This is a genomic window from Sphingomonas sp. PP-CE-3A-406 (genome assembly GCF_003688625.1).
Taxonomy (GTDB): Bacteria; Pseudomonadota; Alphaproteobacteria; order Sphingomonadales; family Sphingomonadaceae; genus Sphingomonas.
The window spans coordinates 1177379-1198868 of the sequence record NZ_RCWY01000001.1 but is presented as its reverse complement, the minus strand read 5'-3'; the positions used below and the strand labels follow the sequence as shown (position 1 = coordinate 1198868).

At 65.6% G+C, this 21490-nt stretch carries 20 protein-coding genes and 1 pseudogene; 18 read left to right on the top strand and 3 right to left on the bottom strand.

Annotated features, from left to right (window positions below; translation table 11 throughout):
* Window positions 1-60: 60 nt before the first annotated feature.
* Window positions 61-1450 (bottom strand): annotated as a pseudogene (locus tag C8J44_RS18695) (methyl-accepting chemotaxis protein).
* An 8-nt stretch (window positions 1451-1458) separates the two neighbouring features.
* Window positions 1459-2802, bottom strand: a complete 1344-nt coding sequence (locus tag C8J44_RS05250) for a methyl-accepting chemotaxis protein (RefSeq protein ID WP_056047430.1) — start codon at window positions 2800-2802, stop codon at window positions 1459-1461.
* A 276-nt stretch (window positions 2803-3078) separates the two neighbouring features.
* On the opposite strand from C8J44_RS05250, the gene sdhC reads away from it, so the two are divergent.
* From sdhC to C8J44_RS05160, 18 genes are all read left to right on the top strand, one after another.
* The gene (sdhC, locus tag C8J44_RS05245) at window positions 3079-3489 is read left to right on the top strand and encodes a succinate dehydrogenase, cytochrome b556 subunit (RefSeq protein WP_056047433.1); all 411 of its coding nucleotides are present in this window, start codon (window positions 3079-3081) and stop codon (window positions 3487-3489) included.
* Window positions 3489-3875, top strand: a complete 387-nt coding sequence (gene sdhD, locus C8J44_RS05240; protein WP_121903553.1) for a succinate dehydrogenase, hydrophobic membrane anchor protein — start codon at window positions 3489-3491, stop codon at window positions 3873-3875. Before sdhC ends, sdhD begins: the two co-directional genes overlap by 1 nt.
* Window positions 3875-5677 carry a succinate dehydrogenase flavoprotein subunit gene (gene sdhA, locus C8J44_RS05235; RefSeq protein ID WP_121903552.1) on the top strand — a complete coding sequence of 601 codons (1803 nt, stop codon included), beginning with the start codon at window positions 3875-3877 and terminating at the stop codon, window positions 5675-5677. Before sdhD ends, sdhA begins: the two co-directional genes overlap by 1 nt.
* The gene (locus C8J44_RS05230; protein WP_121903551.1) at window positions 5677-5949 is read left to right on the top strand and encodes a hypothetical protein; all 273 of its coding nucleotides are present in this window, start codon (window positions 5677-5679) and stop codon (window positions 5947-5949) included. Before sdhA ends, C8J44_RS05230 begins: the two co-directional genes overlap by 1 nt.
* Before the next feature lie 198 nt (window positions 5950-6147).
* Window positions 6148-6396 carry a DUF1902 domain-containing protein gene (locus C8J44_RS05225; protein WP_121903550.1) on the top strand — a complete coding sequence of 83 codons (249 nt, stop codon included), beginning with the start codon at window positions 6148-6150 and terminating at the stop codon, window positions 6394-6396.
* A 6-nt stretch (window positions 6397-6402) separates the two neighbouring features.
* Entirely contained in the window at window positions 6403-6600 is a 198-nt protein-coding gene (locus C8J44_RS05220) for a type II toxin-antitoxin system HicA family toxin (RefSeq protein WP_121903549.1), read from the top strand.
* 60 nt (window positions 6601-6660) lie between these two features.
* Window positions 6661-7242, top strand: coding sequence for a ClpP family protease (locus C8J44_RS05215; RefSeq protein ID WP_121903548.1), 582 nt, complete (start codon window positions 6661-6663; stop codon window positions 7240-7242).
* 133 nt (window positions 7243-7375) lie between these two features.
* Complete coding sequence (locus C8J44_RS05210) at window positions 7376-8158, top strand: succinate dehydrogenase iron-sulfur subunit (RefSeq protein ID WP_107952059.1); 783 nt, start codon at window positions 7376-7378, stop codon at window positions 8156-8158.
* Between the two features lie 149 nt (window positions 8159-8307).
* Complete coding sequence (locus C8J44_RS05205) at window positions 8308-8787, top strand: PaaI family thioesterase (RefSeq protein WP_121903547.1); 480 nt, start codon at window positions 8308-8310, stop codon at window positions 8785-8787.
* Window positions 8788-8922: 135 nt separating this feature from the next.
* Window positions 8923-10014, top strand: a complete 1092-nt coding sequence (gene zapE, locus C8J44_RS05200; protein ID WP_121903546.1) for a cell division protein ZapE — start codon at window positions 8923-8925, stop codon at window positions 10012-10014.
* 228 nt (window positions 10015-10242) lie between these two features.
* Entirely contained in the window at window positions 10243-11205 is a 963-nt protein-coding gene (gene mdh / locus C8J44_RS05195; protein WP_056047455.1) for a malate dehydrogenase, read from the top strand.
* Between the two features lie 66 nt (window positions 11206-11271).
* On the top strand, window positions 11272-11568 hold the full coding sequence (locus C8J44_RS05190; protein ID WP_056060662.1) for a GIY-YIG nuclease family protein: 297 nt from the start codon (window positions 11272-11274) through the stop codon (window positions 11566-11568).
* 54 nt (window positions 11569-11622) lie between these two features.
* Complete coding sequence (gene sucD / locus C8J44_RS05185; RefSeq protein ID WP_093396778.1) at window positions 11623-12507, top strand: succinate--CoA ligase subunit alpha; 885 nt, start codon at window positions 11623-11625, stop codon at window positions 12505-12507.
* A gap of 159 nt (window positions 12508-12666) precedes the next feature.
* Window positions 12667-15603, top strand: coding sequence for a 2-oxoglutarate dehydrogenase E1 component (locus tag C8J44_RS05180; protein WP_056047460.1), 2937 nt, complete (start codon window positions 12667-12669; stop codon window positions 15601-15603).
* Between the two features lie 126 nt (window positions 15604-15729).
* Window positions 15730-16980 carry a 2-oxoglutarate dehydrogenase complex dihydrolipoyllysine-residue succinyltransferase gene (gene odhB / locus C8J44_RS05175; protein ID WP_121903545.1) on the top strand — a complete coding sequence of 417 codons (1251 nt, stop codon included), beginning with the start codon at window positions 15730-15732 and terminating at the stop codon, window positions 16978-16980.
* 179 nt (window positions 16981-17159) lie between these two features.
* Complete coding sequence (locus tag C8J44_RS05170) at window positions 17160-17420, top strand: DUF433 domain-containing protein (RefSeq protein WP_056050234.1); 261 nt, start codon at window positions 17160-17162, stop codon at window positions 17418-17420.
* Window positions 17413-18807: a dihydrolipoyl dehydrogenase gene (gene lpdA / locus C8J44_RS05165; RefSeq protein WP_121903544.1), complete on the top strand. Its 1395-nt coding sequence runs from the start codon at window positions 17413-17415 to the stop codon at window positions 18805-18807. Before C8J44_RS05170 ends, lpdA begins: the two co-directional genes overlap by 8 nt.
* Window positions 18808-19636: 829 nt before the next feature.
* Window positions 19637-20833 carry a GGDEF domain-containing protein gene (locus C8J44_RS05160; RefSeq protein WP_147453127.1) on the top strand — a complete coding sequence of 399 codons (1197 nt, stop codon included), beginning with the start codon at window positions 19637-19639 and terminating at the stop codon, window positions 20831-20833.
* A 50-nt stretch (window positions 20834-20883) separates the two neighbouring features.
* On the opposite strand, the gene C8J44_RS05155 is transcribed toward C8J44_RS05160, so the two are convergent.
* Window positions 20884-21489, bottom strand: coding sequence for a hypothetical protein (locus tag C8J44_RS05155; RefSeq protein ID WP_121903542.1), 606 nt, complete (start codon window positions 21487-21489; stop codon window positions 20884-20886).
* Between the last annotated feature and the right edge of the window lies 1 nt (window position 21490).

Below are 21490 nucleotides of genomic sequence, written 5' to 3'. Positions count from 1 at the left end.
CCTCTGCGCCTCTGCGCGAAAAATTCTGCGATCGTGCCCCTAGATAGAAGGACGCCGCCCTCAAGCCACGCTAGCTGAGAACCCGTCCGCCGCGCCGCGCAGCTCGCCCAGCTTGTCGTCGACCTCGCCGAACTGCCGCCCAAGTCCGTCGATCTCGGTAGCCACGCTCTCGGTGTCCTCGCGGATCGCGGCGATCGTGGTCGACATCGAATCCGCCGCCAGCGCGGTTTCGTCGACCGCGGCGGTGATTGCGCACACGGTCTGCGCCTGCGCTTCCATCGCGTAGCGGATGCGGCCGGCGGACTCCTGCACGTCGGCGACCGTCGACTTGATGATCGCGTTGGTCTCGACGGTCGCGCGCGTCGCCGCCTGGATCGCGGCGATCTTCGCGGCGATGTCGTCGGTTGCGCGCGCGGTCTGGCTCGCGAGCGATTTGACCTCCTGCGCGACGACCGCGAAGCCGCGCCCGGCGTCGCCCGCCCGCGCCGCCTCGATCGTCGCGTTCAGCGCCAGCAGATTGGTCTGCCCGGCGATGTTCCGGATCAATCCCAGGATCGAATCGATCGATTTGGCATGCTCGCTCAGCGCGTCCGAGGTCCCAACCGCGAGATCGGCCTGGACCGAAGCACGGTCGGCGATCCGCGCGGCGGACTCGACCTCGACGCGCGCGTCCTCGATCGCGCGGATCAGGCCGGCGGCGACCTGCGCGGCTTCGCGCATCGCGACCGCGGATTGCTCGGCGGCGGCGGCGACCTCGCTCGCCTTGCCCAAAACGCTGCGGGTCGACGACGATGCGCCTTCCGCCTGGATCCGGATGCGCGCGCCAAGGGCTGCGGTATCCTCGATCGACGCGGCGATCGACTCGCGAAAAATTCGCCGCCCGTGCGCCGCGCTCGCCACGCGCCTGTGCGGCGTCGGTGGCGCCAAGGTGCGACGCCATCAGATCCGCCTCGATCAGCGCGAGGCGCTGGACGATATCGCCCAGCCTCTGCATCTGCGCGGTATCGGTGCCCATCCGGTCCGCCACCAGGCTCAGCGTCACGCTGTGCGCGAACGCCAGCGACGACAGCAGAGCGGGCAGGGGAATGCCCGATTTGCGCGAATCGTCGGCATGGCCGATCGCGATTGCCTTCCAGGCCTCGTCATAGGGCGACTGGTATTTCAGCCGCGCATACTCGGCACTCGCCGTGATACGGCGCGCCAGTCGCTCGGGCGTGAAATACGCCACGACGTGGCTCACCGCCTCCAGCGACAGATAACGCTGCCAGAACGTCTCGGCGATCCGGCGATGGTCGTCCTCGTCCAGCAACGCGGTCAGGGTCGCGCAGGTCGGCGCGATCAGCCCGTCCCAGTCATAGTCGCGCACGCGGTCGCGCAGCGATCGGATGTCGCTGTCCCAGGCCGCGGGAAGTAGGGGGCGGGGCGACGCGCTGGCGGGTGTTGCAGTCATCGGGGTTCCTATGCAGCGACCTTGGCCACGAAATCGCCCGCGCTGTTCTTGAGATGGCCGAGCCGTCCGTCGAGCACGTCGAAACCGCGTCCCACGCTGTCGATCTCGCGCGCGACGGTTTCGGTGTCTTCCCGGATCGTCGCGATCGTGGTCGACATCGAATCCGCCGCCAGCGCCGTCTCGTCGACCGCGGCGGTGATCGCGGTCACGGTCTGCGCCTGCGCCTCCATCGCGTAGCGGATACGGTCGGCGCTCTCCTGCACTTCGGCGACGGTCGACTTGATACTGGCATTGGTCTCGACCGTGCCCCGCGTGGCCGACTGAATCGCGGCGATCTTCGCGGCGATGTCGTCGGTCGCGCGCGCGGTCTGGTTGGCGAGGCTCTTCACCTCCTGCGCCACCACCGCGAACCCGCGGCCGGCATCGCCTGCGCGCGCCGCCTCGATCGTCGCGTTCAGCGCGAGCAGGTTGGTCTGCCCGGCGATGTCGCGGATCAGCCCGAGGATCGATTCGATCGACTTGGCATGATCGCTCAGCGCCTCGGACATGCCGACCGCCTGGCCCGCCTGCACCGACGCGCGATTGGCGATCTCCGCTGCGGCCTCGACTTCGGTCCGCGCATCCTCGATCGCGCGGATGAGCCCGGCGGCAGTCTGCGCCGCCTCGCGCATCGCCACCGCGGATTGCTCGGCGGCGGCGGCGACCTCGCTCGCCTTGCCCAGCACCGCGCGGGTCGACGCCGAACTGCGCACCGTCTGTTCGCGCAACGTATGACCCTCGTGCGTGGCGGTCTCGACCATCGCCGCGATCCCGTCGCGGAACTCGGTGGCCAGCTTGTCGCGTGCGTCCTGCGCCGAATGCGCGCGATACGCGGTATAGATCGCGACGGTGATCTCGCCCTCGAGCGCGGACAGCCGCATGAGCGTGTCGATATATACGGGCAACGTCTCGCTGCTGCGATCGACCCGACGCATCAGCACGTCCAGCGCGGCGCGATCGCTCGCGCTGATCATCGACAACAACGCCATCGGCGACACGTCGGCGGCGTAGGCCGCTGCGACCGACCGTTCGATCGACTCGACCCAGCCGCGACCCGCGGTGTCGAGGAAGCGGTTGCGCAGGAACGTGCAGCCGATCGCGATCATTTCCTCGGTCTTGTGCGCCGCCCAGACCCGTTCCTCGGAGAAACAGCGCTGCCACTGCTCCCAATACGCCTTCGACACCGCCGCGATCTCGGGTTCGATCGCGTCCCACACCGCGCGGCTGGCGGCGGTCAGCGAACCGTCGAAGTCGAACGCCCGCAACCGTACCGGAAGGTCGATGGTGGCGGCGATCGCGCCGGTCATCGGCATGTCTGTGGTCAAGGCGGTAGACTCCGGAAACGGGTTTTGCCCGTCGAGCGCTAAGGCCTATTGATTAAAAGCTGGTTAGGGATGGCCGGCAACAGCGGCGACGGTTTCGCGTGCGCGTTCCTGGGTGGCCAGGACGTGTCCAGCTATTGCCTTGGGTTATCGGAACCCGAGCGATGGGTTGCATCGCAGCACGCGGTGGCTAATAGGTCGCCCAATCTATATATTCTGGACCAAGCTGTTCTTGGTTCGTCATCTTCTGGTTCGAGGACTCCGCCCTTGGCATCGCGCAACCCGGCACGCCCGCTATCTCCCCATCTGCAGGTCTATAAATGGGGCCCGCACATGCTGGTCTCGATCCTGCACCGCGCGACCGGCAGCGGGATGGCGACCGTCGGCAGCCTGCTGCTCGTCTGGTGGCTCGCCGCGATCGCCGCGGGCGATCAGGCCTATGCGACCTTCGTCGATGTGTTCACGACCGATACCGGCCGTCTCAATATCCTCGGCTATATCGTCGCGGTCGGGCTGACGCTGTCGCTGTTCCAGCACATGATGACCGGCATCCGCCACTTCGTGCTCGACACCGGCGCGGGCTACGAACTGAAGCGGAACAAGATGGGCGCGATCGCGACGATGGTCGCATCGGTCGCGCTAACGGTCGTGTTCTGGCTCTACATGGGGATCAAGTAATGGGTTCGGGTACGGCAATCGGTCGCGTCCGCGGCCTCGGCAGCGCGAAATACGGCGCGCACCACTGGTGGCAGCAGCGCCTGACGGCGGGCGCGAACCTGTTCCTCATGCTGTGGCTGATGATCTCGGTCGCGCGGATGCCCGGCTACGACTACGCCGCGGTCCACCTGTGGCTACAGTCGGCCTGGGTCGCGGTGCCGATGGCGTTGCTGATCCTGTCGGTGTTCTATCACTTCCGTCTCGGTCTGCAGGTCGTGATCGAGGATTACCAGCACGGCGAGAGCCGTGTCGTGACGATGATCCTCCTCAACCTGTTCACCTTCACGCTGGGCGGCATCGCCCTGTTCGCGATCCTGAAGGTCGCCTTCTCCGGAGCTCCCGCGTAATGTCAGCTGCCTACAAGATCATCGATCATACCTATGATGCGGTCGTCGTCGGTGCCGGCGGCTCCGGCCTGCGCGCGACGATGGGCATCGCCGAGAGCGGCCTGAAGACCGCGTGCATCACCAAGGTTTTCCCGACCCGTTCGCATACCGTTGCAGCCCAAGGCGGCATCGCCGCGTCGCTCGGCAACAACTCGCCGGACCACTGGACCTGGCACATGTTCGACACCGTCAAGGGTTCCGACTGGCTCGGCGACCAGGACGCGATCGAGTATCTGTGCCGCGAAGCCCCGCAGGCGGTCTACGAGCTCGAACATGCCGGCATGCCGTTCAGCCGTAACGAGAACGGCACGATCTATCAGCGTCCGTTCGGCGGCCACATGCAGAACATGGGCGAGGGCCCCCCGGTCCAGCGCACCGCCGCCGCCGCCGATCGCACCGGCCACGCGATGCTCCACGCGCTGTACCAGCAGAGCCTGAAGTACAACACGGACTTCTTCGTCGAGTATTTCGCGCTCGACCTGATCATGGAAAACGGCGTCTGCCGCGGCGTCATCGCGCTGTGCATGGAAGACGGCTCGATCCATCGCTTCCGCAGCCATCAGACCGTGCTCGCCACCGGCGGTTACGGCCGCGTGTATTTCTCGGCGACCTCGGCGCACACCTGCACCGGCGACGGCAACGCGATGGTGCTCCGCGCCGGCCTGCCGCTCCAGGACATGGAGTTCGTCCAGTTCCATCCGACCGGCATCTACGGCGCGGGCGTGCTCATCACCGAGGGCGCACGCGGTGAGGGCGGCTACCTGACCAACTCCGAGGGCGAGCGCTTCATGGAGCGCTATGCCCCGTCGGCGAAGGACCTCGCCTCGCGCGACGTCGTCAGCCGCTCGATGGCGCTCGAAATGCGCGAAGGCCGCGGCGTCGGCAAGAACGGCGACCACATCTTCCTCCACCTCGATCACATCGATCCCAAGGTGCTTGCCGAGCGCCTTCCGGGCATCACCGAGACCGGGAAAGTCTTCGCCGGCGTCGATCTCACGCGCCAGCCGCTGCCCGTCACGCCGACCGTGCACTACAATATGGGCGGCATTCCGACCAACTTCCACGGCGAAGTCGTCAACCTCGTCGACGGCAACCCCGACGCGGTCGTCCCCGGCCTGTTCGCGGTCGGCGAGGCTGCGTGCGTGTCGGTCCACGGCGCCAACCGCCTCGGCTCGAACAGCCTGATCGATCTCGTGGTGTTCGGCCGCGCGACCGGCCTGCGGATCAAGGACACGCTGAAGCCCGGTACTGCACACGCGCCGCTGCCCAAGGGTTCGGAAGACCTCGCGCTGACGCGTCTCGACCATTTCCGCAACGCGAGCGGCGGGTCGCCGACCGCGCAGATCCGTCTCGACATGCAGCAGACGATGCAGAAGCATTGCGCGGTGTTCCGCGACACCGAGCTGCTGAACCAGGGCGTCGAGAAGATGGCCGGGATCTACAACCGGATGACCGACGTCGGCGTGAAGGATCGCAGCATGATCTGGAACACCGATCTGGTCGAGACGATGGAGCTCGACAATCTGATCGGCCAGGCGGTCGTGACGATGAACTCGGCAGCCAACCGCACCGAGTCGCGCGGCGCACACATGCACGAGGATTTCCCCGAGCGCGACGACGCGAACTGGATGAAGCACACCATCACCACCTTCAACGGCTGGGGCGGCAAGGGCGGCGAGACCAAGATCGATTTCCGCCCGGTCCACGACTACACGCTCACCGACGACATCGACTACATCAAGCCCAAGAAGCGGGTATACTGATGACCTGGGCCATCATCGCGGTCGGGTTCCTGGCGCCCGTCGCGGTGGGGCTCCTGACGCGCTTCCAACCGATGATCGCCGGCTTCCTATGGCCGGCGGTCGTCGCGATCCTGACCGCGATCTACGTCTTCGGCATCGAACCCCGCGGTGTCGGCGAAGAACCTCAGAAGATAGCGATCACCTTCTACGCGCTGTTCTCCCTAGTGGGCGGCGTCCCCGGCGGCCTCGTAGGCTGGATACTCCAGTACAAGCGCACAACCAAGGCTAGCTGAACCCCCTCTTGTTCTCCTGCGAACGCAGGAGCCCAGGGTTACGGAACGCGGCATGTGTGATCCTGGACTCCTGCGTTCGCAGGAGAGCAGCAACGTTGGGTGCAGTCCGCATCCGACCCGGCAACACCGCGCCTGTGGCGCCAAACCGCATTCCCGCGTACACCAACCCCAGCAATCCGCGGAAAGACGAGGTTGGACATGGCGCACTGGACGATCCGTGCAGACTACGACCCCGAAGCCAGCGTCTGGTATTCGGTAGACGGCGATATCCCTGGTTTCGCTGCCGACGCCGCCACGCTCGAAGCACTCGTCGAAAAAGCCGCCGCGATGCTACCCGACCTTCTCGATATCCACGCGGACGATATCGCCGATCCCACGCGGCTCGCCGGCCCGCACCGCATCCGGATCATTGCTCACCATGAACGCGATTTCGAGATCGCGGCCTAACGCATCATGGTCCGAGGATACGCCGCGCAGGTTCGCGATATCCTTACGGCCAACGGCTGCACCTTCGTGCGCAGCGGCAAGGGCGATCACGAAATCTGGCGCAGTCCGCACGCGCCACGCCCGGTCGTCGTCGATGGCACGATCCTGTCCCGCCACACGGCCAACGCCATCCTGAAACAGGCAGGGCTTGCCACGAAGCTTTAGGCCCTCGCGCTTTTATCGCGTCCCTCGGAACCCACCGCCCCCGCAAAAGTTTGCCGCGGCATGACCGACACATCCCCCGCTTCGAACGCCCGCAACTACCCCTTGCTGGCCGCCCCACACATCCACCTCCACGGCCCCGTCGACGACGCGATGTACGACAATTTCAAGTTGCAACTCGTCGCCGCGCCCACCGAAGGCCCGCTCGTCGTCTCGATCACCACCCTCGGCGGCGACCCCGAAGTCGCCCGCGCGATGGGCGACAACATCCGCCTCCTCCGCGAATACACCGGCCGCGAGACGCTCTTCCTCGGCAAGGTCGCGGTATATTCCGCCGGCGCGACGTTCATGTCCGCCTTCCCCGTCGACAGCCGTTTCCTCACCCGCAACAGCCGCATCATGATCCACGAGCGCCAGATGCAGAGCACGATCGAGCTCAATGGCCCGCTCAACACGCTGTCCTACACGCTCAAGGCCAAGCTCCACGAGATCGAGGACTCGATCAACATCCAGGAGGAAGGTTTTCGCGCAATCGTCGAGGGCTCGAAGGTGTCGCTCGAGGAGCTGAAGAAGAAGGCCCCCTCCAACTGGTACATCGAAGCCGAGGAAGCGCGCGACCTCGGGCTCGTCCTCGACATCATCTGATCCGGCACGCGCAGGCGACGCGACAGCGGGTGTGACCCATGTTGCACCCGCGAAGCTAAGGATTTGCGGGGAGGGCCGCTGTCATGTATCGGCTCTGACAACCTATAATCACACCACGGACGGACCGCTCGCAATGGCCGAATTCTCGCTCCCGAAAAATAGCGTCGTCAAGAAGGGCGTCAAGCATGCCTCGACCAGCGGGGGTAAGCGTCTCAAATCGTTCAAGGTCTACCGCTACGATCCCGACAGCGGTGAGAACCCGCGCTACGACACGTTCGCGCTCGATCTCGACGACACCGGCCCGATGGTGCTCGACGCGCTGATCAAGATGAAGAGCGAGCAGGATTCCTCGCTCACCTTCCGCCGGTCGTGCCGCGAGGGCATTTGCGGCTCGTGCTCGATGAATATCAACGGCAAGAACGGTCTCGCCTGCACGACCGCGATCGAGGATTGCAAGGGCGAGGTCCAGATCACCCCGCTGCCGCACATGGATGTGATCAAGGACCTGGTCCCCGACTTCACGCATTTCTACGCGCAATATTCGTCGATCAAGCCGTGGCTGCAGACCGTCACCCCGCCGCCCTCGGGCAAGGAGCGCCTCCAGTCGCCGGAAGACCGGTCGAAGCTCGACGGCCTGTACGAGTGCATTCTGTGCGCCTGCTGCTCGACCTCGTGTCCGAGCTACTGGTGGAACGCCGACAAGTTCCTGGGGCCGGCGATCCTGTTGCAGGCCTATCGCTGGCTCGCTGACAGCCGCGACGAGATGACCGGCGAGCGCCTCGACGAGCTGGAAGATCCGTTCCGCCTCTATCGCTGCCACACCATCATGAACTGCGCGAACGCGTGCCCGAAGGGCCTCAACCCCGCCAAGGCGATCGCCGAGATCAAGAAGATGGAAGCCGAACGGATCGTCTGATCCTTTGGGGCGGGGAGGGCGTCAGTCCTCCCCCCAATCCCGTTCGTCCCGAGTAGCCATCGAGCTTGTCGAGATGGCGTATCGAAGGACATGTACCTCGATACGAGCCCTCGACTACGCTCGGTCTCTACTCGGCACGAACGGAAATTATGACGGATAAGCCTGCTCCCCAACCCCATTTCGTCGAAGCCGAAGACCCCGCCAACCCAGGCTGGCGCAGCTGGTCGCTCTCCGACCCGACCCGCTTCAACACGCTGCTCGGCCCCATGCTCTACCGCGTCGACGGCCCCATCGTCCGCGTCCGCATCACCCCCGAGCATCGCCATTCGAACCTCCAGAACAACGTCCACGGTGGCGCGCTCCTCGCGTTCATCGACGTCGCGCTGTTCGCCGCCGCCAGAGGCTTCGGCCTGATCACCGCCGGCACCGCGGTGACGCTCGATCTCAACACGCAATTCATCGGCGGCGGCCGCGTCGGCGAGCCGATCGAGGCGCAGGTCGAGGTGCTCAAGGAAACCGGCCGCCTCTTGTTCCTGCGGGGCCTCGTGGTGCAAGGGGACGACGAAACGAAGATCGCCGCCTTCTCGGCCACGATCCGCAAGCCGTCGCCTAAGCCGCAAAAGGGCTGACCCCGGCCGCTATCACCACCCCGGCGAAGGCCGGGGCCCAATTGGGAAACGATCAGTGTTGAAGCGCCCCGCTCCGTTATCGAAACCTTTCCAATTGGGCCCCGGCCTCCGCCGGGGTGGCGGAGAGGTGGCGGCGTGACCGTCCTAAAGGCCTACGAAGCACTCGTAGCGTCAGGCGAACTCCGCCCCGACCCGGAACAAGCCGCCGCAGCCGCGCGCCTCAACACCCTCGCCACCGAACTCGCCACCCCCAAGTCCACTAGCTTCTTCGCCCGCTTCTCCAAAAAACCAGACCCCCGCGGCGTCTACCTCTGGGGCGGCGTCGGCCGCGGCAAGTCGATGCTGATGGACCTGTTCTTCGCCAACGCGCCCGTCGAGAAGAAGCGCCGCGTCCACTTCGGCGAGTTCATGCTCGAGGTCCACGCGCGCATCGCCGCCGAGCGTCGCAAGGAAGTTGGCGACCCGATCGTTCCCGTCGCCACCGCGATCGCCGACGAGACGCGGCTGCTCGCGTTCGACGAGATGATGGTCACCAACAGCCCCGACGCGATGATCCTGTCGCGACTGGTGACGTCGTTGCTCGATTCCGGCGTGACGATCGTCACCACCTCGAACCGCCCGCCCGCCGATCTCTACAAGAACGGGCTCAACCGCGAGCATTTCCTGCCCTTCATCGCGACCATCGAGCACCGCCTCGACGTGCTCCCGCTCAACGGTCCGGTCGACTATCGTCGCGACCGGCTCGGCAGCCAGGACACATGGCTCGTCCCCAACGGCCCCGAGGCGACCGCGCAGTTGTCAGCCGCGTTCTTCCGCCTAACCGACTTCTCGACCGACGACAGCGAGCACGTCCCCGCCGAGGATCTGATCGTCCAGGGCCGCACGCTGCGGGTGCCGAAATCGCTCAAGGGCGTCGCGGTGTTCAGCTTCAAGAAGCTGTGCGGAGAAGCCCGCGGCGTGGCCGACTATCTCGCCATCGCGCGGAAATTCCACACCGTCATCCTCGTCGGCATCCCCAAGCTCGGCCCCGAGAACCGCAACGAGGCCGCGCGCTTCGTCGCGCTGATCGACGCGCTGTACGAGCACAAGGTGAAGCTCCTCGCCGCCGCCGATGCGCAACCCGGCGACCTCTACGAAAGCGGTGACGGGCGCTTCGAGTTCGACCGCACGATCAGCCGCCTCGAAGAGATGCGCTCCGAGGATTATCTCGCGGAAGGCCACCTCTAAGGCTCTACCGTCATCCTGACGAAAGTCAGGATCCAGAGCCACAGGCGATGTCGTTCGTTACTCTGGATCCTGACTTTCGTCAGGATGACGAAGCAAGCACGGCTTATTGCACATGCGAACTACTCGCAATAACAACCCGCTTTTGTCCTTTTAGCGGTTGCCGTAGCGGGATAATGCGCGTAACCGGCGTCACCAATCACCCCGCACATCAGACGGAGACGGATTGGAATGGCTCGCAAGAAGATCGCGCTGATCGGCGCCGGTAACATCGGCGGTACGCTCGCGCACCTCGCAGCACTCAAGGGCCTTGGCGATATCGTCCTGTTCGACGTCGCCGAGGGCATCCCCCAGGGCAAGGCGCTCGACCTGTCGCAGTGCGGCCCGGTCGAAGGCTTCGACTCGCAGATCACCGGCTCGAACGACTACGCCGACATCGCCGGCGCAGACGTCATCATCGTCACCGCCGGTGTCGCGCGCAAGCCCGGCATGAGCCGCGACGACCTGCTCGGCATCAACCTGAAAGTCATGAAGGCCGTCGGCGAGGGCATCAAGGCCAACGCCCCGAACGCGTTCGTGATCTGCATCACCAACCCGCTCGACGCGATGGTGTGGGCACTCCGCGAATTCTCGGGCCTGCCGCATCACATGGTCGTCGGCATGGCCGGCGTGCTCGACTCGGCACGCTTCAGCCACTTCCTCGCCGACGAGTTCAAGGTCTCGGTCAAGGACGTCACCAGCTTCGTGCTCGGCGGCCACGGCGACACGATGGTCCCGGTCATCAGCTACTCGACCGTTTCGGGCATCCCGGTTCCCGATCTCATCGCGATGGGCATGTCGAGCCAGGAAAAGATCGACGCGATCGTCAAGCGCACGCGCGGCGGCGGCGGTGAGATCGTCGCGCTGCTGAAGACCGGCTCGGCATACTACGCGCCGGCAACCAGCGGCATCGCGATGGCCGAGGCGTATCTGTACGATCAGAAGCGCGTGCTGCCGGCGGCGGCGTATGTGTCGGGCGAGTACGGCCTTACCGATCTGTACGTCGGCGTGCCGGTGGTGATCGGTGCTGGCGGCGTCGAGAAGATCGTCGAGATCAAGCTGGACGACGAAGCCAAGCAGAACCTCACCGTGTCGGTCGACGCGGTCAAGGAGCTGATCGTCGCCTGCAAGGGTATCGACGGTTCGCTGAACTGATTTGAGGTGAGGTAAGGATCGCACCACCCCGGCGAAGGCCGGGGCCCAATTGGGAAGGCCCCGCTGATGGAAGAACAAGCGTTCGTCTACATCATGGCAAGTGGGTTTAATGGCACGATCTACCTCGGCTCGACGTTGAACCTGGCGAAGCGCGTGTGGGAACACCGCAACGCCGTTGTCGCCGGGTTCACGAAGAAATACGACTGCAAGCTGCTCGTCTGGTATGAGTTAGCCGGTAGTTGGGAAGCCGCCCGGCAGCGCGAGCTGCACATGAAGGAGTGGAAGCGAGACTGGAAACTGCGTGAGATCAACGGTTTCAATCCCTCTTGGGACGACCTTTACGATCGCATCGCACGACCATGACCGCTTTCCCAATTGGGCCCCGGCCTTCGCCGGGGTGGTAAGGAACGAGACAAGATGAGCATCCTCGTCGACAAGAACACCAAGGTCATCACGCAAGGCATGACCGGCGAAACCGGCAGCTTCCACACCAAGGCGGCGCTGGAATACGGCACGCAGATGGTCGGCGGCGTCACGCCCGGCAAGGGCGGTACGACCCACCTCGACCTCCCCGTCTACAACACCGTCGCCGAAGCCAAGGCGATGACCGGCGCGACCGCGTCGGTCATCTACGTGCCGCCCCCCTTCGCCGCCGATTCGATCCTCGAAGCGATCGACGCCGAGATCGAGCTGATCGTCGCGATCACCGAGGGCATTCCGGTGCTCGACATGGTCAAGGTCAAGCGCGCGCTGTCGGGCTCCAAGTCGCGCCTCATCGGCCCGAACTGCCCCGGCGTGCTGACCCCCGGCGAGTGCAAGATCGGCATCATGCCCGGCTCGATCTTCAAGAAGGGCTCGGTCGGCGTTGTCAGCCGTTCAGGCACGCTGACCTATGAGGCGGTGTTCCAGACGTCGAACGCAGGCCTTGGTCAGACGACCGCGGTCGGCATCGGTGGCGATCCGGTCAACGGTACGAACTTCATCGACGTGCTCGAGCTGTTCCTCGCCGACGACGAAACCCAGTCGATCATCATGATCGGCGAAATCGGCGGCGACGCCGAGGAGCAGGCGGCACAGTTCCTCCGCGACGAAGCCAAGCGCGGTCGGTCGAAGCCGATGGCAGGCTTCATCGCCGGTCGTACGGCGCCTCCGGGCCGTCGCATGGGCCATGCCGGCGCGATCGTGTCGGGCGGCAAGGGCGACGCAGAGAGCAAGATCGCGGCGATGGAAGCTGCCGGGATCCGCGTTTCGGAAAGCCCCAGCCTGCTCGGCGAGACGCTGCTGAGCGTGCTGAAGGGTTGAACGAACTACCCCTCTCCCCCCGGGGAGAGGGAAGGAGCTGCCTCTTGGCAGCGGAAGGGTGAGGGCACGTGACCGCCCGTGCCCTCACCCTCCCACCCGCAAGTGCGAGTGGGCCCCTCCTTCTCCCCCGCGGGGAGAAGGACACTGAGGACGAGAACGATGGGCTACGAAGGCCAGGATTTCAGCGATATCGCAGCCGGCGTCAGCCCGGCGTTCGTGGAGACGCTCTACGCCAAGTTCAACGCGGACCCGGCCTCGGTCGAATCCGGTTGGCGCGCGTTCTTCGAGGGTCTCGAAGGCTCCGCGCAGGGCCCGAGCTGGGAGAGCGCCCGCTGGCCGCTCACCACCACGGACGACCTGACCGCAGCGCTCGATCCGACCCAGATGGAGCCCGCGCCCAAGCCCGCCAAGGGTGGCAAGCCGGCCCCCGCCGCCGCGGCACCCGCGCCCGTCTCGAAGGAAGAGATCGCCAAGGCCGCCGCCGACGCGATCCGCGCGCAGCTGCTCGTCCGCACCTACCGCGTCCGTGGCCATCTCGCCGCGAACCTCGATCCGCTCGGCCTGTCGAAGCGCGAGATGCCCGAGGATCTGAAGACCGAATATCACGGCTTCTCCGACGGCGACATCGACCGGAAGGTCTATCTCGGCGGCACGATGGGCTTCGAATGGGTCTCGATCCGCGAGCTCGTCGACACGTTGCGCAAGAATTACTGCGGCAATGTCGGCCTCGAATACATGCACATCTCCGACGTCGAGGAGCGCCGCTTCCTCCAGGAGCGCATGGAGGGCCAGGACAAGGCGATCGAATTCTCCATCGACGGCAAGAAGGCGATCCTCACCAAGGTGATCGAGGCCGAGCAGTGGGAGAAATTCCTCGGCAAGAAGTACGTCGGTACGAAGCGCTTCGGGCTCGACGGCGGCGAATCGATGATCCCCGCGCTTGAGTCCGTCATCAAGTACGGCGGCCAGATGGGCGTGCGCGAGCTCGTCATCGGCATGGCGCATCGCGGTCGCCTCAACGTGCTGGCGAACGTGATGGCCAAGCCGTTGCGCGTGATCTTCCACGAATTCGCCGGCGGTTCGGCCAATCCCGACGACATCGGCGGCTCGGGCGACGTGAAGTACCACCTCGGCACCAGCACCGATCGCGAGTTCGACGGCCACAAGGTTCACATGAGCCTGGTCGCCAACCCGTCGCATCTCGAAGCCGCCGACCCCGTCGTGCTCGGCAAGACGCGTGCGATCCAGACGCTCACCAACGACCTCAAGGATCACACCGCGGCGTTGCCCGTGCTGATCCACGGCGACGCGGCGTTCGCGGGGCAGGGGATCGTCTGGGAGTGCCTCGGCTTCTCCGGCATCCGCGGCTACAACACCGGCGGCTGCGTCCACTTCATCATCAACAACCAGGTGGGCTTCACGACCTCGCCGCAGTTCGCGCGCTCGTCGCCCTACCCGTCGGACGTCGCCAAGGGTGTCCAGGCGCCGGTCTTCCACGTCAACGGCGACGATCCCGAGGCGGTCACCTTCGCGACCAAGATGGCGATGGAATTCCGCCAGAAGTTCCACCGCGACATCGTCATCGACATGTGGTGCTATCGCCGCTTCGGTCACAACGAGGGCGACGAGCCGTCCTTCACGCAGCCGCTGATGTACGACATCATCCGTAAGCACCCCGGCGTGTCGACGGTCTATGGCAACCGCCTGATCAAGGAAGGCGTGATCGACCAGCCCTGGATCGACGAGAACGTGAAGCAGTTCACGCTCCGTCTCGAGGGTGAGTTCGAAGCCGGATCGTCGTACAAGCCGAACAAGGCGGACTGGTTCGGCGGTCGCTGGACCGGCCTCAGCGCGCCCACGGATGGTGCGTCGGCACGCCGCAATGTCGAGACCGGCCTCAGCACGAAGCTGTTCGATTCGCTCGGCCGCACGCTCACGACCGTCCCCGACAGCGTGAAGATCCACAAGACGCTGGCGCGCGTGATCGACGCCAAGCGCGAGATGTTCAAGTCGGGCAAGGGCTTCGACTGGGCGACCGGCGAGGCACTCGCATTCGGTGGCCTGCTCTCGGAAGGGTACGGCGTCCGCCTGTCCGGCCAGGATTCGGGCCGCGGCACCTTCTCGCAGCGCCACGCCGTCTGGGTCGACCAGACCGACGAGCACAAGTACGTGCCGTTGCAGGAGATCGAGCACGGCAATTTCGAGGTGCTCGACAGCCCGCTGTCCGAGTACGGCGTGCTCGGCTTCGAATATGGCTATGCGCTTGCCGACCCGAAGACGCTGGTCCTCTGGGAGGCGCAGTTCGGTGATTTCGTCAATGGCGCGCAGATCATGATCGATCAGTTCATCACGTCCGGCGAGTCGAAGTGGCTCCGCGCCAACGGCCTCGTGATGCTGCTGCCGCACGGCTATGAAGGGCAGGGGCCAGAGCATAGCTCGGCACGTCCCGAGCGCTTCCTTCAGTCGTGCGCGGACGACAACATCCAGGTCGCGAACTGCACCAGCCCGGCGAACTATTTCCACCTGCTTCGCCGGCAGATGCACCGCAACTTCCGCAAGCCGCTGATCGTGATGACGCCCAAGTCGTTGCTGCGGCACAAGCTGGCCGTCTCGAACGCCGAGGATTTCCAGGGCGACAGCCACTTCCGCCGCCTGTTGTCGGATACCAATCCGGCCGCCGACGTCGATACGAAGCGTCTGGTCCTGTGCACCGGCAAGGTCGCGTACGACCTGATCGAGGCACGCGATGCGGCGGGCGACACCGACACGCAGATAGTCCGCGTCGAACAGCTCTATCCCTTCCCCGGCAACCCGATCGCCGAGCGCGTCGCACGGATGCCGAACCTGGAAGAGATCGTCTGGGCGCAGGAAGAGCCGAAGAACAACGGCTATTGGTTCTTCGTCGAGCCGCTGATCGAGGAGGCGCTGGCAACGGTCGACTCCCGCGTGAAGCGCGCGCGCTACGCCGGGCGCAACGCCTCGGCGTCGCCCGCGACCGGCCTGATGAAGCGTCACCAGGCCGAACAGGGCGCGCTCGTCGCCGACGCGCTCGGCCACAGCGTCCGCGACGAAATCCGCCGCACCCGCGCAAACTAAGTTTTTCTACCACCCCGGCGTAGGCCGGGGCCCAATTGGGATGGTAGATGTAATTGAGCGAAACGCCGGCCACTCAGCGTTTCGTAACTGGACCCCGGCCTACGCCGGGGTGGAGGAAACGAGAAAATGGCAACCGAAGTCACCGTCCCCGTCCTGGGTGAATCGATCACCGAAGCCACCCTCGGCGAGTGGCTGAAGCAGCCCGGCGACCCCGTCGCGGTCGACGAGCCGATCGCCAGCCTCGAGACCGACAAGGTCTCGGTCGAGGTCCCGTCGCCGGTCGCCGGCGTCATGGGCCAGCACGCCGTCGCCGTCGGCGACACCGTGCAGGTCGGCGCGATGCTCGCCACGATCGACTCCGGTGACGGCGCCGCCGCTGCCCCGGCCAAGGCGCCCGAGCCAGCCGCGACCGCAACGCCGTCCGCGCCCGCCAAGGATGAGTCCGGCGCAGGTTACGGCGACCAGCCCGGTGCCGGCACCAGCGACTCGCCCGCCGCGCTCTCCCCGTCGGTCCGCCGCGCGGTGCTCGAGCACGGCGTCGACCCCGGCACCGTCAAGGGCACCGGCCGCGACGGTCGCATCACCAAGGAAGACGTGACCGCCGCCGCATCGAGCAAGCCAGCACCGGCGCCCGCCGCAGCGCCTGCTCCGGCCGCAGCGCCTGCCGCCGCTTCGGGTCGCGGCGAAGAGCGCGTGCGCATGACGCGCCTCCGCCAGACGATCGCCAAGCGCCTCAAGGAAGCGCAGAACACCGCCGCGATGCTGACGACGTTCAACGACGTCGACATGACCGCGGTGATCGAGGCGCGCGCCAAGTACAAGGACCTGTTCGAGAAGAAGCACGGCGTCCGCCTCGGCTTCATGGGCTTCTTCGTGAAGGCCGCGACGATGGCGCTGCGCGACATCCCCTCGGTCAACGCGTCGATCGACGGCGACGACATCGTCTATCACGATTACGCCGACATCTCGGTCGCGGTCTCGTCGCCGGGCGGCCTCGTCGTCCCGGTGATCCGCGATGCCGACCAGATGTCCGTCGCGACGATCGAGAAGACGATCGGCGACTTCGGCAAGCGCGCCAAGGAAGGGGCGCTCAAGATGGACGAGATGAAGGGCGGCACCTTCACGATCTCGAACGGCGGCGTGTTCGGCTCGCTGATGTCGACCCCGATCATCAACCCGCCGCAGTCCGCCGTGCTCGGCCTCCACCGCATCGAGGAGCGCCCGGTCGTCGTCAACGGCCAGATCGTCATCCGCCCGATGATGTACCTCGCACTCAGCTACGACCACCGCCTGATCGACGGCCGCGAAGCCGTGACGTTCCTGGTGGCGCTGAAAAATGCGATCGAAGATCCCACGCGCATCCTGATCGACCTCTGAGGTCGATGAACGAAGGTACGTTCTGAACGGAAAGAAGGTACACCAAAGGTATCGCATGACTTAAACCGTCATCCTGACGAAAGTCAGGATCCAGAGTAACGGACGGAACCGCTCGTTGCTCTGGATCCTGGGTCGAGCCCAGGATGACGGAAAGTATCGTGAGGCAATCGGAGGTCGAGATGACGGCACCAGATCGAACGCCATGGGACGGGATCATCGTGACCGACCCAGATGTTTGCTTCGGCAAGGTTCGCATCGCCGGCACCCGAATGTACGTCGATCACCTCCTTGAGTTCATCGAGTATGGTGGTTCGATCGATAGCTATCTCGCGGATTATTCCCATATCACTCGGGCACAGTTGCAAGCTGCACTCGGGTTCACGCGCGATCTCGTTGCGGCGAAGCGCAATAAGTTAAAAGGTGAGTTGAGGCATGGCTGACTACGACTATGACGTCCTCGTGATCGGTGCGGGCCCCGGCGGTTACGTCGCGGCGATCCGTGCCGCGCAGCTCGGCCTGCGCACCGCCTGCGCCGAATCGCGCGAGACGCTCGGCGGCACCTGCCTCAACGTCGGCTGCATCCCGTCGAAGGCGCTGCTCCATGCGTCCGAGATCTACGAGGAGGCCAAGGGCGGCCACATGACGAAGTTCGGCATCGACTTCCAGGGCGTCACGCTGAACCTCGACCAGATGCACGCCGAGAAGGCCAAGGCCGTCAAGGAACTGACCGGCGGCGTCGAATTCCTGTTCAAGAAGAACAAGGTGACCTGGCTCAAGGGCAAGGCCGCATTCCAGGACGCGCACACCGTCGACGTGGCGGGCCAGAAGGTCACCGCGAAGAACATCGTGATCGCCACCGGCTCGTCGGTGATGCCGCTCCCCGGCGTCGAGGTCGACCAGACGACCGTCGTCGACAGCACCGGCGCGCTCGCATTGCCGAAGGTGCCCGAGCACATGGTCGTCATCGGCGGCGGCGTGATCGGCCTCGAACTCGGCAGCGTCTGGCGTCGTCTCGGTGCGAAGGTCACGGTCGTCGAGTTCGTCGACCAGATCCTTCCAGGCTTCGACGGTGAAGTCCGCCGCGAGACCGCCAAGCTCTTCAAGAAGCAGGGCATGGAGCTGAAGCTCTCAACCAAGGTCACCGGCGTCACCGTCGCTGACGGCGTCGCAACCGTCACCGTCGAGCCTGCCGCGGGTGGCGCATCCGAGACGCTGACCGCCGACGCGGTGCTCGTTTCGATCGGGCGGAAAGCGAACGTCGACGGTCTCAACCTCGAAGCCATCGGCCTCGAACTCAACAAGCGCGGCCAGATCGAAACCGATCACTCGTTCCGCACCAAGGTCGATGGCGTCTGGGCGATCGGCGACTGCATCCCCGGCCTGATGCTCGCGCACAAGGCCGAGGACGAAGGCGTCGCGGTCGCGGAAAACATCGCCGGCCAGACCGGCATCGTCAACGAGGACGTCATCCCGAGCGTCGTCTACACGATGCCCGAGATCGCCGGCGTCGGCCTGACGGAAGAGGCAGCGAAGGACAAGACCGAGATCAAGGTCGGCAAGTTCCCGTTCGCCGCCAACAGCCGCGCCAAGACCAACCGCGACACCGACGGCTTCGTGAAGATCATCGCTGACGCCAAGACCGACCGCGTCCTCGGCGTCTGGATCGTTTCTTCGCTGGCGGGAACGCTGATCGCCGAAGCCGCCATCGCGATGGAATTCGGCGCGACCAGCGAGGACATCGCCTACACCTGCCATGCGCATCCCACGCATGCCGAGGCGATCAAGGAAGCGGCGATGGCGGTGCAGGGCAAGCCTATTCATATCTAGCAATTGCTAGATATGGATCCAAAGGGCTTGCCCGGCCGGCGACGCTCCAGCGCCGTCCGACGACAGGGGCTTTGCCCCTGTCCGGCCAAGCAAGGCTTCGCATCTGCGAGTGAAGAAAGATCGAGAGGGCGTCGGTGGCAATCCACCGGCGCCCTCTCTGCGTTTGCCGCGCGAACGGCGAACGGCGAACGGCGAACGACCTGGGTTGAAAGGGTAGGGGTAACGAGCGGGAGTCGGGGGTGTGGGGAAGCGATACAATTGCACGCCCTCCAGAAAACCCGTCCGACCACCCGCTATCCGTCATCCCGGCGAAGGCCTGGACCCACGGTTACGGCGGACCCCGCGATATCGCTCCATCATTACCTGCCCCGCGACCATGGGTCCCGGCGTCCGCCGGGATGACGGGGGAGGGGGTAGCGAGCTATAAAATGGCAGCCGCGACTGCAGGAAGATCCTGGTTTGCGAGGTCTATGACAGCGCCACGTGCTCCCAAGCCCACGCTCCAGACCCTTCTCAAACCCTTCAAACCCACACCCCGATCCGTCATCCCGGCGGACGCCGGGACCCACGGTTACGGAGGACCCGGCGATATCGCGCCATCATTACCCGCCCCGCGACCATGGGTCCCGGCGTTCGCCGGGATGACGGGGCAAGGGGAACGCAATTACCGAGCTCGATCAGAGTGGCGTGCACCGCGTGGCGGGGCCCTTCAAGCCGAAGCACCCAAAACCCAACAAAAAGCAAATTTCCGTCCCCACGCCCTAACCGGAACCAATCCTTAGCAAAGCCGACCTATCAACCCGCGTAACGAACGAACAAGCAGGTCTCCGTGGCGCTCGATCTCTCTACTCTCTACGTCGTCGCAGGCCTTGGCATGCTGGTCGCCGGGTTCATCCATCTCATCCCCCTCGCGACCGGCCGGTTCGGGTCATGGGCAGGCTTATGGGGCGCCGGTCACGTGATCGCCGGTTGCGGCGCACTGATGGCGGTGCTGAACGATCGGATCGGTCTCCCCTGGGCGCCCAGCATCGGCAACCCCGCGGTGGTGATGGGCTATGCGCTGATCGCCGGCGCGGCGGTGAAATTCGACCGCCCGGACGCGCGCCTGAGGTCGCTGCTGGCGATCGCCGCGGTGCTGGGCCTGCCCTTGTGGTTCACGCACGACCCTGCGCATTTCCACCTCCGCGTCGCCTATCTCAGCGTCATCCGTGCCGGGTTCGATCTCGTCGTGGTCGTCGTCGCCGTCCGTTTCGCGCGGCGTGACTCGCTGCAGACCGGCTGGATCGTCGCCGCGCTGTTCGCGGTCACCGTACCGATGTTTCTCGGCCGCGCCTGGCTGGCCTATAGCGACCGCATCGGCACGCAGCTGACCGGTCGTCACGACGATCTCGGCGCTTGGCTCGCCGCCGGCCAGATCGCCTTCATCATCTTCCGCGCGTTCTCGCTGCTGATCCTGCAGGCCGAGCGCGGCCAGAACCTGCTGCTCGATCAGATGGAGCGCGACTGGCTCACCGGCGCGTTCAATCGCGCCGGCCTCGATCGCATCGTGCGGACGTTCGTTGGCGGCCATGCGCCGCGCACGCTGACGGTGATGATGCTCGATCTCGATCGCTTCAAGATGCTCAACGACACGTTCGGCCACGCCGCCGGCGACGCGGCGCTCCGCACCTTTGCGGAAATCGCCCACGAGGCCCTCGGCCGACAAGGCCACCTCGTCCGTTGGGGCGGCGACGAATTCGTCTGCGTGCTGCCCGACGTCCCGACAACGCAGGCCCGCGCGATCGGCACCGGCATCGCGACACGGTTCGCGCAGACCATGGCGCCGCGCATGGCGACGCATGGCACGCTCGGGGTCAGCTTCGGCATCGTCGAAGGCGAGCCCCAGACGCCGATCGTCGACCTCATCGCCGACGCAGACCGCGCGATGTACCGCGCGAAGAGCGACCGCCGCCAACCCGCCGTTTGCATTCCTCCCGTTTACGTCCCGGACGTCTATATCCCGGACGTATACACAAAGGCCGCCTGAGCCCCGGGGCAGGACCGCAACGCCACGCGCGGCGTCGCGGTCCCGCACGATCAAGCGGCAGGCGGATCCTTCTTCCCGGTCGGCTTGCCGAACCCGACGAACAACCGCTCCAGCCCTACCGTCACCGAGTCCAGCACCTTGGCGAACTCGGGCGGCAACGCGGTCTTCTCGCTCCGCGGCGGCTCCGGCGTATCCCCGGCGAACGGACCATTGCCCTGCGGCTTGGCCGTCTCGACCGCCACATCCGGCTCCACCTTCGACGCACCAGGCTCAGCCTGTTGCGAGGGTGCGGAAGGCGAGGGCGGGGCAGGGGGCGTCGGTGGGGTCGGCGGCGTCGGCCGAGCATTAACCTTCGCGTCATGCTTCGAGATCGCCGTCGCCGCGGCCATCAGCCCGGCCGCGATCATCTGCCGCCCGACCGGCGTCCCCATCTGCCGTGCGATCGTCGCGGCGATCCCGGCGAACGGCGCCCCGCCCGCATGCTTGCCGCCATCCTGCTTTCCACCGTCGTGCTTATGGTCGGCGTGCTTGCCATCGTCATGTTTGTGGCGCTTGTGCCCGCCGCCGTCCGGCTCACCCGCGTGATGCCCGCCCGCGCGCATGTCGATCTCAACTTCGCGCTCGCGCCGCTTACGCTCGTCCTTCTTCTTGCCCATG